The following is a 14985-nucleotide window of genomic DNA, read 5'->3' as shown; positions in this document are numbered from 1 at the left end:
TGAGAGTTTTTTCCCAGCCTCTTTTTTACTAAAAAATCAGATATGTGCAAGCGATTGCTTTAACGTTAGATCAACGCTAAACGCTAAAATAAAATTTTATTTTCGGCCTATACCATTGTCTGATAAGCGTTTAACAAAACCCCAGAACGCGCTTTTTTTCGGCGTGGTCCATTTGAGAATTCCGCAAAAAGTGGGGACGCTTTCTAGTGCAGTTTTGAACATAAAAGTATATAATTTAAGCGTTAGAGTGATTTTCTGATATTTTCAGAAGGAGTGAACATTTTGGCTAAGGAAAATAAAGCTTTAATTACGCTGTTCGGGGCAGCCGGCGACCTTGCACAACGCAAGCTGTACCCATCATTATTCAACCTTTACAAGAAAGGCTACCTGGCAGAACACTTTGCTCTGCTCGGTACTTCTCGGCGTCCGCTGAGCGATGAGGACTTCCAACAAATGGTTTTGAAGTCTGTCAACGGTATGGAAAACGAAGAAGGGCAAGCTCAGGCATTTGCCAAGCACTTCTTCTTCCAATCCCATGACGTTACCAAGCCTGAACACTACACTGTGCTTAAGCAACGCCTGGAAGAACTGGACAAGCAATTTGGTGCTGAAGGCAATCGCCTGTTCTACATGTCCATGGCTCCTCAATTCTTTGGCACGATTGCCTTGAACTTGAAGAAGCAGGACCTACTGACCAAGGATGGCTTCAACCGTCTGGTGATCGAAAAGCCATTTGGTCGTGACTACGAATCCGCTAAGAAGCTGAACGACGAACTGTCACAAACGTTCAACGAAAACCAAATCTTCCGGATTGACCACTATCTGGGTAAGGAAATGGTTCAAAACATTCAAGCCCTGCGTTTTGGCAACACGATTATCGAATCGCTGTGGAACAACCGCTACATCGACAACATCCAAGTAACGCTGAGTGAAAAACTGGGTGTTGAAGAACGTGCCGGCTACTACGACCAATCCGGTGCGCTGCGTGACATGCTGCAAAACCACATCATGCAGATCGTTGCTCAACTGGCAATGGAACAACCAGTTGCCTTTACCGACACCGACGTTCGGGTTGAAAAGATTAAAGCACTGCGTTCACTGCGAGTCTACACCCCATCCGAAGCAGCTGCCAACTTTGTTCGTGGCCAATACGGTGCTGGCGATGACACGCATGCCTACCGCAATGAAGATGGTGTTGATCCAAACTCCATTACGGAAACTTTTGTCGCTGCCAAGCTGATGTTTGACAACTATCGCTGGTCTGGCGTGCCATTCTACGTACGGACTGGTAAGAAGCTGGCTGACAAGTTTACCCGTATCGACGTTGTCTTCAAGAAGCCGCTGATCGACATCTTTGCCAACCCACGGATGAAGAGCGAACAGTCATTGAACTCCAACGTTCTGACGATCTTTGTTGAACCAAACTCTGGCTTCTCACTGCGTCTGAACGCTAAGCGCGCCGGCCAAGGCTTCACGACTGAACCAGTTGACCTGAAGTACCTGCAAAGCGATGAAGCCAAGAACGAATCACCAGAACCATACGAACGTCTCTTCCACGATGCACTGGAAGGCAACCACACCAACTTTGCATCATGGGCTGAAATTGCCTACGCATGGAAGTTCGTTGACGTTATTCGCAAGCTCTGGGACATTGAAGAACCTCAATTCCCTAACTACACGCCTGGTTCAATGGGCCCAGCTGCTTCTGACGAACTGCTGGCTCGCGATGGCCGTCAATGGGTTTACCATCTGAATCACTAAAATTTTAAAACCTTTGCCAATCTGGTAAAGGATAGCCCCCTCGTTTCAGAATCCTGAAGCGAGGGGGCTTTAATTTTTTAGCCCTCTCAATTATCTTTAGTGGATTAAGTTTTTTCTTAACATTCTTAAATCTGTTTCGTTAAACTACTTCTAAATTACTAAAATTTAGTTAATTTTTATATTTTCTTAGGAATTAAACTAGTTAGATTACTGTAAAGATTGTGCAAACCTTAGCAAATATTTCTTCAACTTTTAGCGCTTTCTGGTATAATAGTTTCTGTAAATGATGTAATTAAGTTTTTAAGGAGTGTGACAACACAATGTCAGATCAAAAAGCGCAAATTGGTGTTGTTGGTTTGGCCGTTATGGGCAAGAACCTGGCACTGAACATTGAAAGCCGCGGCTTTACTGTTGGTGTATACAACCGTAGTCGTTCACGTACCGATGAAATGATGCGTGACCACAGCGACAAGAAGCTGATTCCTAGCTACACGGTTGAAGAATTCGTCAACTCTCTGGAAAAGCCTCGTCGAATCCTGATGATGGTTAAGGCCGGCAAGCCAACTGACGCTGTTATTGAAGAACTCCTGCCATTGCTGGACAAAGGTGACGTGCTGATCGACGGTGGTAACACCAACTTCCACGACACGATGGCACGGAACGCTAAGCTGGACGAATCCGGCATCAACTTCATCGGCATGGGTGTTTCCGGTGGTGAACTGGGTGCCCTGCAAGGTCCTTCCCTGATGCCTGGTGGCCAAAAGGAAGCTTACGACCTGGTTGAACCTATCCTGACGCAAATCGCTGCCAAGGCTGAAGACGGCAAGCCATGTGTTTCCTACATCGGTCCTAACGGTGCCGGCCACTACGTAAAGATGGTTCACAACGGTATCGAATACGGTGACGAAGAACTGATCGACGAAAGCTACAACATTATGCGTAATGTTCTGGGTCTTTCCGTTGACGAAATGGCTGACATCTTTGCTGAATGGAACAAGGGCGAACTGGACAGCTACCTGGTTGAAATCACTGCCGACATTCTGACTCGCAAGGATGACCTGGGCGAAGACAAGTCCAAGCCAATCGTTGACATGATCCTTGACCGTGGTGCCAACAAGGGTACTGGTAAGTGGAGTTCTGAAACTGCCCTTGACGGTGGTGCTCCACAATCCGTTATCACGGAAGCCGTTTATGCTCGTTACATCTCCATGCTGAAGGACGAACGTGTTGCTGCAAGCAAGGTTCTGCCAGAAGACGTTGAAAAGCCAACTGTTTCTGAAGACCAAAAGAAGGAACTGGTTGAAAAGGTTCGTGAAGCCCTCTACTTCGGTAAGGTTATGAGCTACGCACAAGGCTTCGAACAAATGCGGATCGACTCCGAACGCTACGACTGGAACCTGAAGTTCGGTGAACTGGCTCAAATCTGGCGTGAAGGATGCATTATTCGTGCTCAATTCCTGCAAAAGATCACGGATGCCTTTGAAAAGGATCCTGAACTGAAGAACCTGCTGTTGGACGACTACTTCAAGGACATTGCCAAGAAGTACCAAAAGGCTACGCGTGAAGTCGTATCCATGGCCATCAACGCTGGTATTCCTGTACCATCCCTGGCTGCTGCCATCAACTACTACGACTCCTACCGTGCTGAAGTTCTGCCTGCTAACCTGCTGCAAGCACAACGTGACTACTTCGGTGCTCACACGTACGAACGTGTTGACCGCCCAGGCAACTTCCACTACAGCTGGTACGTTGAACAATAAAAATCAATTAGACTTGATTTCAAAGCGTCGATCCTTAGTGTTCGGCGCTTTTTTTTATACTATTATCGTAATCTAAGAACTCAAAAAGCGTCCCGCGGCTGGCAGGACGCTTTATTTATTATTCAGTTAACAGTACTTGGGAAGTTGAACGCTGGAGGTGACGATACCAGTGATCGCCTATCATGATCTGACCCGCGTCATCAAATCCTAAGCGACGATACAGCCGTTCTGCCTTGGGGTTGGCGACATCGACATTTAAGCCGATCGTCTCGTATTCCAAGGAAGCAGCATGTTTTATAATCGCATCAATCAGAGCCGTTGCAATCCCCATTCCGCGATAATCAGCATCAACCGCCAATGAGTCTAGGTAAAACTCATTGGCAAATGATTCGGGGTCCGCGAAGAAATCGACATCGCGAATCGACGGAATTGGCGCTGCAGCTTCTTGATATACTCGGTTGACCGCATTTTCGTTGTTGTCTGGATAGCCAAACGCTACCCCCACGACCTGCCCATCAGCCTCAGCAACAAACGTGGTTGCCACATAGCCAAGCAAGGCTCGGTCGCGGTAAGCATTATAAATCATCCTCTGGGGGTCTTCGTCGGGAACCGACTCAAATTCCTCCAGTTCCATTTCATCATAAATCAAAGACATTAACGGTACTATCTGGCCGGCGTCTTCAGGCTCGGCCTTGCGAATCGTATAAATAAATATCCCTCCAAATTTGTTTGATGCAAGCTCATTATATGGGAAAAGCCAACTTTTTGGCAAGGAAAGATTAAAAATTTATAAGAAAGTTAATCGTCAGTTTTTAAAATGAGTGTTAAAATATCAAAAAGCCGTAACCCAATTGCTTGGATTACGACCTTTAAATGGTTTATTTAATTAAGCTTATTTCTTCTTAGCGTCCTTTTCGTCAGCTGGTACCTCGTTGTTTAAGTCGGTCCGCACTACCAAAACGTCAACGGGAGCATTCCGCTTAACAAAGGACGTAACTGAACCAACCATTGCCCGCTGCAGACGAGTCAGCCCGCAGGCACCCATCATGATCAGATCGTTTTGGTGATCGCGTGGGAAATCAAAGGAAATAACCGTCTTCGGGTTCCCCAGCCGGATGTGAATGTCAATGTTGTCAAAGCCTTGCTTTTGCTTTGCGTTGTCATACAGTTCATCCAGATAGTCCTTTGACTTGTCAACCAGCTGGTAAGCAATGCTGCTGTCTGACATGCCGGCAAAGTTGTAAGCCATTGCTCGCGTGTCGATAACATTAAGGATGTCAATGTGTGCATCGTTACGCTTAGCAACGGCAATTGCCTTGTTCAGTGCCCGTTCTGCCTGCTTGGAACCATCAACAGGGACGAGAATGTTTTGATATTCTTGATTCATAGTTATGACCTCCAATTCACACGACTTAATTGTTATTCCTATTGTACCATAATGACAGCGGAATCATTTGATTTTTATGGGTGAAAAAGCAATAATTAGTTAAATTATTTTGACAATAAACCATTTACATTGTATTTTTTCACAATTTAAAGACATTATTTTGTGATTAGTTAAAAGGAGTGGATTTCATTGGACAAGATCGATCGTCAAATTATCAACATGCTGCAAGAAAACGCCCGGGTATCATTAAAGGAGCTTTCAGCAGCCTGCTACATCTCTTCACCAGCTATTGCCGCTCGCATCAACAAACTGGAAAAGTCTGGCATCATCACCGGCTTCCACACCAGCGTAAATCTAGAAAAACTGGACTATCACGTTAAGGCCTTCGTTCAGTTGCAACTGGAACCACGCCAAAAGAAGGAATTTTATCCTTACATTGCCCAGGTTCCCAACGTCATTGAATGCAATTGCGTCACCGGCGATTTTTCCGAGGTCATGGAAGTTGTTTTCCCTTCCACTTCAGATCTCGATGATTTTATCAATGAAATTCAGCAGCGCTTTGGCAAAACCAGTACTCAGATCGTCTTTTCAACCAGTGTCGATCACCGAGGCGTCAAACTGCCACAGCCAGAAGAAGTTAAAGACTAAGAAAACGCCTGCGGTCATGGACGATCGCAGGCGTTTTTCGAAACCGATAATGATAATTAAAGCAGCTTTTCGATCTGATTGAGACGCTTTTCAAACAGCGCAAAAGCCCGTTCCAGATATCGGCTGTCGGTAACGTCAACTCCCGCATGCTTTAACAGTGTTACCGGATCATCACTGCCCCCTGCCCGCAATAGATCCAGGTAGCGTTCCAGAGCACCCGGCTCATGCTGCCAGACTGCCTCGGAAAGCGCCGTTGAGACCGCCCAGGAAGTTGCGTACTGATAGACATAGTAGTTCATGTAAAAATGCGGTACATAGGCCCAGCTCTGCGTTCGCGTGCCGGTTTCCTCAACTGCGGGACCATAGTATTTATTAACCAGCTCACCGCTTAATTGATCCAGATAGTCGGCCGTCAGCGTCTGTCCTTTTTGCTCTGCTTTGTAGGCGGCATCTTCAAATTCAGCAAATTGCGTCTGCCGATAGATCGTACCAATGAAGCCGGTAATATATTGTTCCAGGATAAAGATCAGCTTTTTAGGATCATCCTGGTATTTTTCCAGCAGATAGTCGGTTAAGATGTTTTCATTAAACGTTGATGCCACTTCTGCCAAAAAAATCGGTGCATCAGCATATTCCGATGGCTGAGCCTGTTGAGCAAACCAACTGTGCATGGCATGACCAGATTCATGTGCCAAAACAAACGTACTGTAAAGTTTATCAGTCCAGTTAAGTAAAATGAATGGATTTGCCGTATAGACGCCTACTTGATAGCCACCAGAGCGTTTGCCTAGATTTTCAGCCGCGTCGATCCAGCGATGCTCAAATTCGCTTTTCAGGCCTTTCAGATACTCTGGACCCATCACCTGCAATGCATCCCACGTCAGCTGCTTACCTTGTTCAAAAGTCGTTTTCAGCATATCCTCGCCAGCCAATGGGACATTAACATCATATTTATACATCTTGTCCAGGCCCAGAACCCGTTTCTTCAGCTCATACCAGCGATAAACCAGATCAAGATGCTGATTGACGGTTGCCACCAGCGTATCATAGACGCTTTCTGGAATATTATTGGCTCCTAAAGCGGCCGCGCGCGCACTTGGATAGTGACGAATCCTAGCCAGTGCATTTTCTGTGCCGATAAAGCTGTTCAGCGTTTGAGCAAAGGTATTGCGCAGCTCATGGTACGGTTTTTCATATGCCAAAACGGCTTCCTTGCGCACGGAACGATTTTGCGATTCATTGAACTGGCTGCGATTGCCATGCGTCAGTTCAACTAACTGCCCCTTTTCATCATGAACCTTGCCGAATTTCAGATCCGCATCGTTAAGCGTATTGTAGATTTCTTCCGCACTGTCCAGCGACTTGTTCAAATGACCCAGCAGCGTTTCTTCGGCTTTAGAGAGCACATGCTTTTTCTGCCGCCGCAACTTGGTCATCTCATATTGATACTCGGCCAGTCCCGGCTCGCTTTGCATCAGTTTGGCGAAGTCCGCATCGTCAATGGCTGTCAGTTCAGGTTGAATAAAGGCCAGCTCAGCTTCAATCGTCGTCGCGGCATTGACGACTTGACCATAGAGCGTGACTGCCGTTGAATCCGTCGTATCACTGTCTCGCCGCAGCATACCATAGACAAATTCGCGTTCCAGTTCTTCGCTAATCGCTTTATTTTCGTTGAGATTTCTTAAAAAGGTCTGACCATCACTGGCAAAATGCCCTGCCGTCTTGGCAAGTTCAGAAGCCTTCTGCTGCGTTTTGGCAAGTGCTTGTTCCATTGCCTCATCTGATTCATACAGCAGCGTCAGATCCCATTTGAGCGCTTCAGGTACTTCGCTGCGTTTAAGCTGTTTTTCCATTGTCTTCCGTCCTTTCCTCATTTAACTTAATTATACAAAAAAAGCATCGCTAAGTTTCTCAGCGATGCTTTATTTTTAGCCTTGATAGCTATCCAGGTATTGGTTGTATTTTTCGTGATCCAATGATTTTTCGGATTGACCGATTACCAAAGTTGCAATCGTGTTGCCGACCACGTTGACCGCTGTCCGGCCCATGTCGACAAACCGGTCAATTCCGGCAATAAACGTCAGCCCGGCAACCGGTACGCCAATCGTTGATACCGAAGCCAGCAGCACGACAAACGAAGCCCCTGGCACCCCGGCCATCCCTTTGGAAGTAATCATCAAGACCACCAGCAGCGTAATCTGGTGGGCAATCGTCAGATGAATGCCATAAGCCTGTGCCAAGAACAAGGCAGCCAGTGCTTGGTAGATTGCCGAGCCATCCAGGTTGAACGTGTAGCCGGTTGGAATAACGAACGAGGCAATCCCTTTGTCGACCCCCATCTTCTGCGTTTTAGCCATCAGACGCGGCAAGGTTGCTTCAGAGCTGGCCGTTGAAAAGGCAATCGCAATTTCTTCCATTACTACGTGCATCGTCTTCCAATAGCGCAGATGGAAAATCTTGGCGACGATTCCCAAGACGACCACCACGAAAATAATCATCGTTGCATAGGCGATCACCACAAACAGTCCCAATGGCAGCAAGGCTTTCAGACCCATTTCGGCAATCGTCATCCCAATCAGGCCAAAGACCCCAATTGGTGAGAACTTCATTACCCAGTTGGTTACCTTGAACATGGTTTCCGAAACGGCATTCATAAAGTCGATGATGATCTTGCCGCTTTCACCCAGCGAGGCAACCCCCAGCCCAAAGAAGACTGAGAAGAAGATTACTGGCAGCATGTCGCCGTCTGCAATCGACTTAAAGATGTTGGTCGGCACGATTGCGATCAGCAGGTCCCAGATACCGCTGTGCTTGGAAGCCGATTTTGCCGTGGTCAGATATTGAGAGATGTCTGAGGCATGCAGATCATGGATGTTGATGTAGGTACCAGGATGCAAAATATTGCCCACGATCATCCCCAACAACAACGCAATCGTCGTCAAAACCTCAAAGTAGATCAAGGTCTTAACCCCGATTCGGCCAAGCTTTTTAATGTCGCCGATATTGGCAATCCCTACCGTCAAGCAAGAGATTACGATCGGCATTACAATCATCTGGATCAGCCGCAGAAAGATCGTACCGAGGCTTTGCATTACCTTGATGGCGCCAGTATTTTGATAGGTCATGGCCCCAACGATAATCCCTAAAATCAGTCCGATCATAATCTGCCAGCCTAGCGACAGCCGGCCAAAGCGATAACGTTTCATATGATGTTCCATCCTTCCGCTTATTTGGATTGTCATAACGATACATTCATAAGTTTATGGTTGAATAACCGGCCGCGTTTAAATTATTTCCAATTAATGGGCTGCACCAGAATCAATTCCAGCAAAGCCCATCCCATCTTGTACGAATTATTAAAAGCATGCGGTCGCAAAAGTACGTAAAAGTTTTGGTTTTCGTATCGTTATTTCACTCACAAATTAAGTTCATCTGTATCCGAAAGCTTATTTTACACTGTTATTTATAAAAAGTGAACAATTAATTTTAGATCAAGTTGATTTGTTCGGTAACAAGTTGTATAGAGTCCGGATTTTGCGTTTATTGTAAACGATTTCTAAAAACCGTTTCTTAAGAATTTCCGAAAATTATTTAACTTTAAAATAATAAGGTTCGCAAAATTTTTTATTATTTTTTATCCAGGGTATAAAAGCCATTAGGACGCCTTGGAAACGTTTTGATCATTTTTTAACAAGTATTTTTAACTAAATTTTTTACTATTTTTTATTGATTTAATTTTTGAAAGCGCTTAATATAATTCCAGAGAGTTTTAAGTAAATGTCTTTTCTAAGGAGGAAGGCTAGATTATGAATGAGGCGAGTTCTAAGTCACAATCAATGGCTTCTCGGATTGCATATTCATTTGGTGCTTTCGGGCACGATATGTTCTATGGGATGCTGTCGACTTACTTTATGATGTTTGTTACCGGCCACCTGTTCAACAGCAACAGTGGTGGCCAAGCAGCCCACATGGTTTCTTTCATTACGATTACCATCATGGTGCTGCGGATCGTTGAATTGGTAATTGACCCATTTATCGGTAACGTTATTGACAAGACCGATACCAAATGGGGTCACTTCAAGCCATGGGTCGTTGCTGGTGGGATCGTTTCTGCCGTTGCAATTGCCCTGCTGTTCACTAATCTGTGGGGTCTGACCTACAAGAATCCAGTTTTGTACCTCGTCGTATTTGCAATTTTATATATTACGATGGATATTTTCTATTCCTTTAACGACGTGGCTTTCTGGTCAATGATTCCTGCAATCTCATTTGACTCGGCAGAACGTGAAAAGACGGCTACCTTCGCCCGGGTTGGTTCAACGCTTGGCGGTCAGCTGGTCGGTGTTGTCGTAATGCCAATCGTCTTGGCATTTTCTATCAGTTCAAACGGTGGCTCTGGTGACAGTCGCGGTTGGTTCGCATTTGCCGCGATCGTAGCTGCTATTTCGGCAATTACGTCCTGCGGGGTTGGTCTCTTCACTCATGAAAAGAAGAACGAACTGCGTGAAAACAAGGAAAACACGACTTTCAAGAAGGTCTTTGGGGTTCTGCTTCACAATGACCAATTAATGGCAATTGCTGTTACCTACCTGGTTTACACGACTGGGATTCAGATCGTTAATTCCTTCCAACTGTACTACTTCACCTACATTCTTGGTCGGGCAAGCACCTACACGCTGTACGCACTGATCAACGGCGTTATCGGTGCCGTTACGGTTGCTCTGTTCCCTGCTCTGGCTAAGAAGTTCAGTCGGATGAAGGTCTTCTATTACTCAATCCTGGTTCTGTTGATCGGTTTGGCAATCTTCGCCTTTGCTGGTCAATCTCTGCCAATGGTTATTCTTGGTGGTGCCATTTACATGCTGCCACAGCCACTGATTTTCATGGTTGTTTTGATGATCATCACTGACTCGGTTGAATATGGTCAATTAAAGCTTGGTCACCGTGACGAAGCCGTTACGCTTTCCGTTCGTCCACTGCTGGACAAGTTCGGTGGTGCCGTTGCTGGTGGTGTCGTTGGGATGACGGCTACTGCTGCCGGCATGATCTCTGGTGCTACGGCATCCGACATTACTGCTCACGGTGCGGGGATCTTCAAGCTCATGATGTTCGTCGTTCCTGCAATTCTGATTCTTTTGGGTGTCCTGTGCTTTAAGAGCAAGGTTAAGCTGGATGAGAAGATGCACGCTCAAATCGTTGACGAACTGGAACAATCCTGGCATGAACACCTGGAAGGCAATGACAGCGTTCGTGAAGAACTGGCTGAAGACGCCAGCCTGGCCAAGGATCTGGTCATCGACTTCAAGGCACCTGTCAGTGGTACTTTGATGCCATTGTCTCAAGTCGGCTCCAAGCCATTTGCTGATGGTACCATGGGCTTAGGTATTGCCATCAAGCCATCTGACGGCCAAGTCTTTGCACCATTCTCCGGGACCGTTGTTGCTGACTTCCCAACCACTCGTCACGCAATTGGTCTGGAAACCGACAATGGCGTTCCGGTCTTAATTCACGTCGGTGTTGATACCGTTCAGATGCGCGGGACTGGCTTCATCAACTATGTCGTCAAAGGTCAGCATGTGGCGGCCGGCGAAAAGCTGATGGAATTCTGGGCCCCAGCAATCAAGAAGGCGGGTCACGATGATACGGTCATGATTGCCTTTACCAAGTCTGAAAAGGCACCTGATTACACTTTGACCTATGTCAAGCAGGATGGTGAAGTCAAGGTTGGCGACACCATTATGCAAATCGAAGTCAAGAAAGACTAATTAGACTAATTGAATGATCAAAAAGTCTGTTGGCCTAAAAAAGCTCGGCTGCAGCAGTCGGGCTTTTTGTTTGTCATTTAATCATGGAGGAATTTGAACATGAGTATCCAAGTTAATGCCAGCAATCGACTGTTTCACCTGCAGACCAAGCATACCAGCTACGTCTTCCACGTTATTGAGGACGGCTCGCTGGGTCAGCTCTACTACGGTCCTAAGATTCCATTCAAAGACGACTACGCCAACCTCAACACGCGTGAAGAACACGACTGTACCAACACGCGCACTGATGAAGACGTTGAGTTTCAAGCTGAGCTGCTAAAACAGGAATACGCCGGACTGGGTAAGGGCGACTACCGTTATCCAGCCTTCCAGATTACCTATCCAAACGGCTCACGGACCTCTGAATTCCAATACCGCGACTATGAGCTTAAGGACGGTAAAGCGCGGCTGACTGGCCTGCCTTCAACATTTGCCGATGACAGCAATGATTCTCAGACGCTGACCGTTAAACTGGCGGATGGCGATTTAGAGCTGCAGCTGCACTACACTATTTTTGCTGATGAAGACGTGATTGTCCGCAGCACAACGTTTGTCAACCATGGCAAAACCGTCTTTTTAAACCGAGCCTTGAGCGCGCAGCTAGATCTGCCGGATGCCAACTACGACTTCATTCAGTTTGCCGGCTCTTGGTCGCGGGAACGGCACCTGCACCGCAGTCATCTGCGTCCCGGTACGCAAAGCATCTCCAGTCTGCGGACCGCCTCCAGTCATCAGGAAAATCCATTCTTTATGCTGGCCCGGCCACACACCGACAATAACCAAGGGGCGGTTTTCGGCTTTAACTTTGTCTACTCAGGCAACTTTTTGGATTCCGTCGAGGTCGACCAGTTTGATACCACGCGTGTCCTGATTGGCATCAACCCGGATGAATTTGGCTGGAAGCTTAACAGTGGTGATTCATTCCAAACCCCAGAAGTCATCTTCAGCTATACCGACAATGGTTTCAACGCGCTTTCTCAGCAATTGGGCGCCTTTTATGCTCAGCACTTGATCAACCCTCATTTTGCCCACCAGGAACGGCCAATTCTGATCAACAACTGGGAAGCCACGTTCATGGACTTTACCGAAGACAAGTTAATGCCAATCGTTGAGCGTGCCAAGGAACTGGGGATTGAAATGTTCGTACTTGATGATGGCTGGTTTGGTCATCGTGACGACGATCGTTCTAGTCTAGGCGATTGGTTTGTTGACGAAAAGAAGTTCAACCATGGCATTGCTGGATTTGCCAAGCGCGTTCACGATCTCGACATGAAGTTTGGGCTCTGGTTTGAACCAGAAATGATCTCAATTGACAGCAAGCTCTATCAAACCCACCCAGAATGGATGATCAAGACGCCAGGTCGCGGGCAGACGCCGGGCCGTCACCAATTCGTCTTGGACATGAGCCGTCAGGAAGTCGTTGACTATCTGTTTGGATTGATGAGCCACATTATTCAAGATGCCAAGCTGGACTACATCAAATGGGACATGAATCGGAATATCACCGAAATGTACGGCGCCGACCTGCCTGCCGATCAGCAGCTGGAATTCTCACACCGCTATATCTTAGGCGTATACGATCTCTATGACCGCTTGACCAAAGCCTTCCCAGACGTCTTGTTTGAATCATGTGCCTCTGGTGGCGGCCGCTTCGATCTGGGAATGATGTACTATGCGCCACAGGCCTGGTGCAGCGATGATACCGATGCTGTTGAACGCATCAAGATTCAAGACGGCACCTCATATGGCTACACGCCTTCAATGTGGGGCGCTCACGTTTCAGCCGTGCCAAACGATCAAGTCGGCCGGCTGACTTCAATCGACATGCGGGCTAAAGTGGCCTACTTCGGTGCATTCGGCTATGAACTGGACGTCACTGAGCTCAGCGATGAAGAACAGGCTACCATCAAGCAGCAGGTGGCCTTCTATAAGCAATACCGCAAGCTCTTCCAGTTTGGAACGTTCTACCGGCTGGAAACTCCGGATACCAGCGATAATGTCTATGGCTGGGAAACCGTCAGCCATGACAAGCAGACGGCCATTGGCATGCGCTATCAGATTCTAAACGGAGCCAACCCGGCCTACATCCGCTACTACTTCAAGGGCCTGGATCCTGAACGGCGCTACACTGTCAATGATGGCTCAGAAGTCTTCTCGGGCGCTGAATTGATGAATGCTGGGTATTTCGTGCCACGCGTCATGAACCGCCTGCAATCGCCAAAGGTACCATCTGATTTCCACGCTGACATGTTTATCGTTAAAGCCGTTGACTGATTCCGCATCAAACAAATAAACCGCACCGTCTAATGACAGTGCGGTTTTTGATTTAGTGTCAGTGTTAATTAGTCGACAAACAGCTTTCGGTACTCTCCATAACCAGCTTCTGCCAACTGATCAAACGGAATAAAACGCAGGGCGGCCGAATTGATGCAGTAGCGCAGACCGCCGCGATCCAGCGGTCCATCGCAAAAAACATGTCCTAGATGCGAATCAGCCTTCAGACTGCGCACCTCGGTTCTTTCCATGCCAAACGACTGGTCGCGCTTTTCTTTCAGCTTGGCAATTGGTTTGGTAAATGCCGGCCAGCCGCAGCCCGAATCAAACTTGTCCAGCGAAGAAAACAGCGGCTCACCACTCACAACATCGACATAGATGCCTTTTTCGAAAAACTGATCATATTTGCCGGTAAATGGCGGTTCGGTAGCAGCCTCTTGCGTAACGCGGTACTGCATTTCAGTCAGCTTGTTTTTATCAGTCAACGCAATCCCTCATTTCGTACCTGCTGAACGATTGATTGCTTGTCATTCAGCATTTTGATTTTGGTCACTGTATCATCTGGCATCGTTTTGACGTAAAAATATGCCTACGCTATCAAAAAAGCGGCCCGTATTGCGCGGATCGCTCGATTATTAAGCTCATTAAGCGCCAAATACCTTAAAACGCTTTTCAGCAGGCAGGACGTCTTTTTCGCCAGCTGGTGCCTCAACGGATCCAAACGGCATTTCAGCCCGCAGCTGCCAAGTTTCAGGAATGTCAAACGCCTTGGCAATTGCTTCATCAATCAGCGGGTTGTAGTGCTGCAGCGATGCACCCAGTCCTTGAACGGCCAAGGCTTCCCAGACCGCCTGCTGAGCACCGCCAATTGCCTGTTCAGCCCAGCCAGCAAAGTTGGCGGCATATGCTGGGAAGTCAGCCTCCAACTGCTTTACGGTCGCCGTTTCAGTAAAGTACAGAACCGTTCCGTACGCCTTGAAGCTGTTGACCTTAGCTTGCGTCTTGGCAAAAGCTTCATCATCTTTTACGACTTTGCGCAGCTCAGCCAATACGATATCCCAAATTCGATCGGAATCTTGGCCAAAAGCAATCACCGCACGTACCGTCTGACTGTTAAAAGCAGATGGCGACAGTTCGATCGTCTTTTCGATCAGGTCAACCAACGTCTGCTTGTCTTCCTTGACGTTTTTGCCTAATGCATAAATGGAGCGGCGTTTTTCTTGAAGTTGATTAAATTGATTTGTCATAGTCGTTCCTCTTTTTCTGAAGATTTGTTATTTGTATTATAACTTGTTACTTACTTTTTGTAAATGATTTTATCTTATAAAAAGTAAGTATTAGCCAAACAAAA

At 46.9% G+C, this 14985-nt stretch carries 11 protein-coding genes; 5 read left to right on the top strand and 6 right to left on the bottom strand.

What is annotated here, in order from left to right; genetic code table 11:
* The first annotated feature begins 282 nt into the window (after window positions 1–282).
* Together zwf and gndA are read left to right on the top strand one after the other, a co-directional pair.
* Window positions 283–1761, top strand: coding sequence for a glucose-6-phosphate dehydrogenase (zwf, locus tag FC47_RS06635; protein WP_033934973.1), 1479 nt, complete (start codon window positions 283–285; stop codon window positions 1759–1761).
* Between the two features lie 320 nt (window positions 1762–2081).
* Window positions 2082–3521 (top strand): NADP-dependent phosphogluconate dehydrogenase, encoded by a 1440-nt coding sequence (gene gndA / locus FC47_RS06630; RefSeq protein ID WP_006500812.1) that lies wholly within the window; start codon window positions 2082–2084, stop codon window positions 3519–3521.
* A gap of 118 nt (window positions 3522–3639) precedes the next feature.
* Here gndA and FC47_RS06625 read toward each other — a convergent pair whose 3' ends face one another.
* The gene (locus FC47_RS06625) at window positions 3640–4155 is read right to left on the bottom strand and encodes a GNAT family N-acetyltransferase (protein WP_268888867.1); all 516 of its coding nucleotides are present in this window, start codon (window positions 4153–4155) and stop codon (window positions 3640–3642) included.
* Between the two features lie 258 nt (window positions 4156–4413).
* On the bottom strand, window positions 4414–4908 hold the full coding sequence (locus FC47_RS06620) for a universal stress protein (protein ID WP_006500814.1): 495 nt from the start codon (window positions 4906–4908) through the stop codon (window positions 4414–4416).
* A 189-nt stretch (window positions 4909–5097) separates the two neighbouring features.
* Between FC47_RS06620 and FC47_RS06615 the strand changes: the two genes are divergently transcribed.
* Window positions 5098–5556 carry an Lrp/AsnC family transcriptional regulator gene (locus FC47_RS06615; RefSeq protein ID WP_006500815.1) on the top strand — a complete coding sequence of 153 codons (459 nt, stop codon included), beginning with the start codon at window positions 5098–5100 and terminating at the stop codon, window positions 5554–5556.
* A 56-nt stretch (window positions 5557–5612) separates the two neighbouring features.
* Here FC47_RS06615 and pepF read toward each other — a convergent pair whose 3' ends face one another.
* Window positions 5613–7409 carry an oligoendopeptidase F gene (gene pepF, locus FC47_RS06610; protein WP_006500816.1) on the bottom strand — a complete coding sequence of 599 codons (1797 nt, stop codon included), beginning with the start codon at window positions 7407–7409 and terminating at the stop codon, window positions 5613–5615.
* Window positions 7410–7484: 75 nt separating this feature from the next.
* Complete coding sequence (locus tag FC47_RS06605) at window positions 7485–8762, bottom strand: dicarboxylate/amino acid:cation symporter (protein ID WP_033934519.1); 1278 nt, start codon at window positions 8760–8762, stop codon at window positions 7485–7487.
* A 600-nt stretch (window positions 8763–9362) separates the two neighbouring features.
* Here FC47_RS06605 and FC47_RS06600 point away from each other — a divergent pair.
* Window positions 9363–11321 (top strand): sugar MFS transporter, encoded by a 1959-nt coding sequence (locus FC47_RS06600; protein ID WP_039946147.1) that lies wholly within the window; start codon window positions 9363–9365, stop codon window positions 11319–11321.
* A 99-nt stretch (window positions 11322–11420) separates the two neighbouring features.
* A complete protein-coding gene (locus tag FC47_RS06595) occupies window positions 11421–13634 on the top strand; it encodes an alpha-galactosidase (protein ID WP_006500819.1) in 2214 nt (737 codons plus the stop codon).
* Window positions 13635–13702: 68 nt separating this feature from the next.
* Here the strand turns inward: FC47_RS06595 and msrB are convergent, their stop codons facing one another.
* Together msrB and FC47_RS06585 are read right to left on the bottom strand one after the other, a co-directional pair.
* Window positions 13703–14119 (bottom strand): peptide-methionine (R)-S-oxide reductase MsrB, encoded by a 417-nt coding sequence (gene msrB / locus FC47_RS06590; RefSeq protein WP_006500820.1) that lies wholly within the window; start codon window positions 14117–14119, stop codon window positions 13703–13705.
* Window positions 14120–14278: 159 nt separating this feature from the next.
* Window positions 14279–14881, bottom strand: coding sequence for a nitroreductase family protein (locus FC47_RS06585; RefSeq protein ID WP_056968440.1), 603 nt, complete (start codon window positions 14879–14881; stop codon window positions 14279–14281).
* Window positions 14882–14985: the final 104 nt, after the last annotated feature.

It is taken from the genome of Limosilactobacillus mucosae DSM 13345 (assembly GCF_001436025.1).
In the GTDB taxonomy this organism is placed as follows: domain Bacteria; phylum Bacillota; class Bacilli; order Lactobacillales; family Lactobacillaceae; genus Limosilactobacillus; species Limosilactobacillus mucosae.
This window is presented reverse-complemented; position numbering and strand designations above follow the sequence as displayed.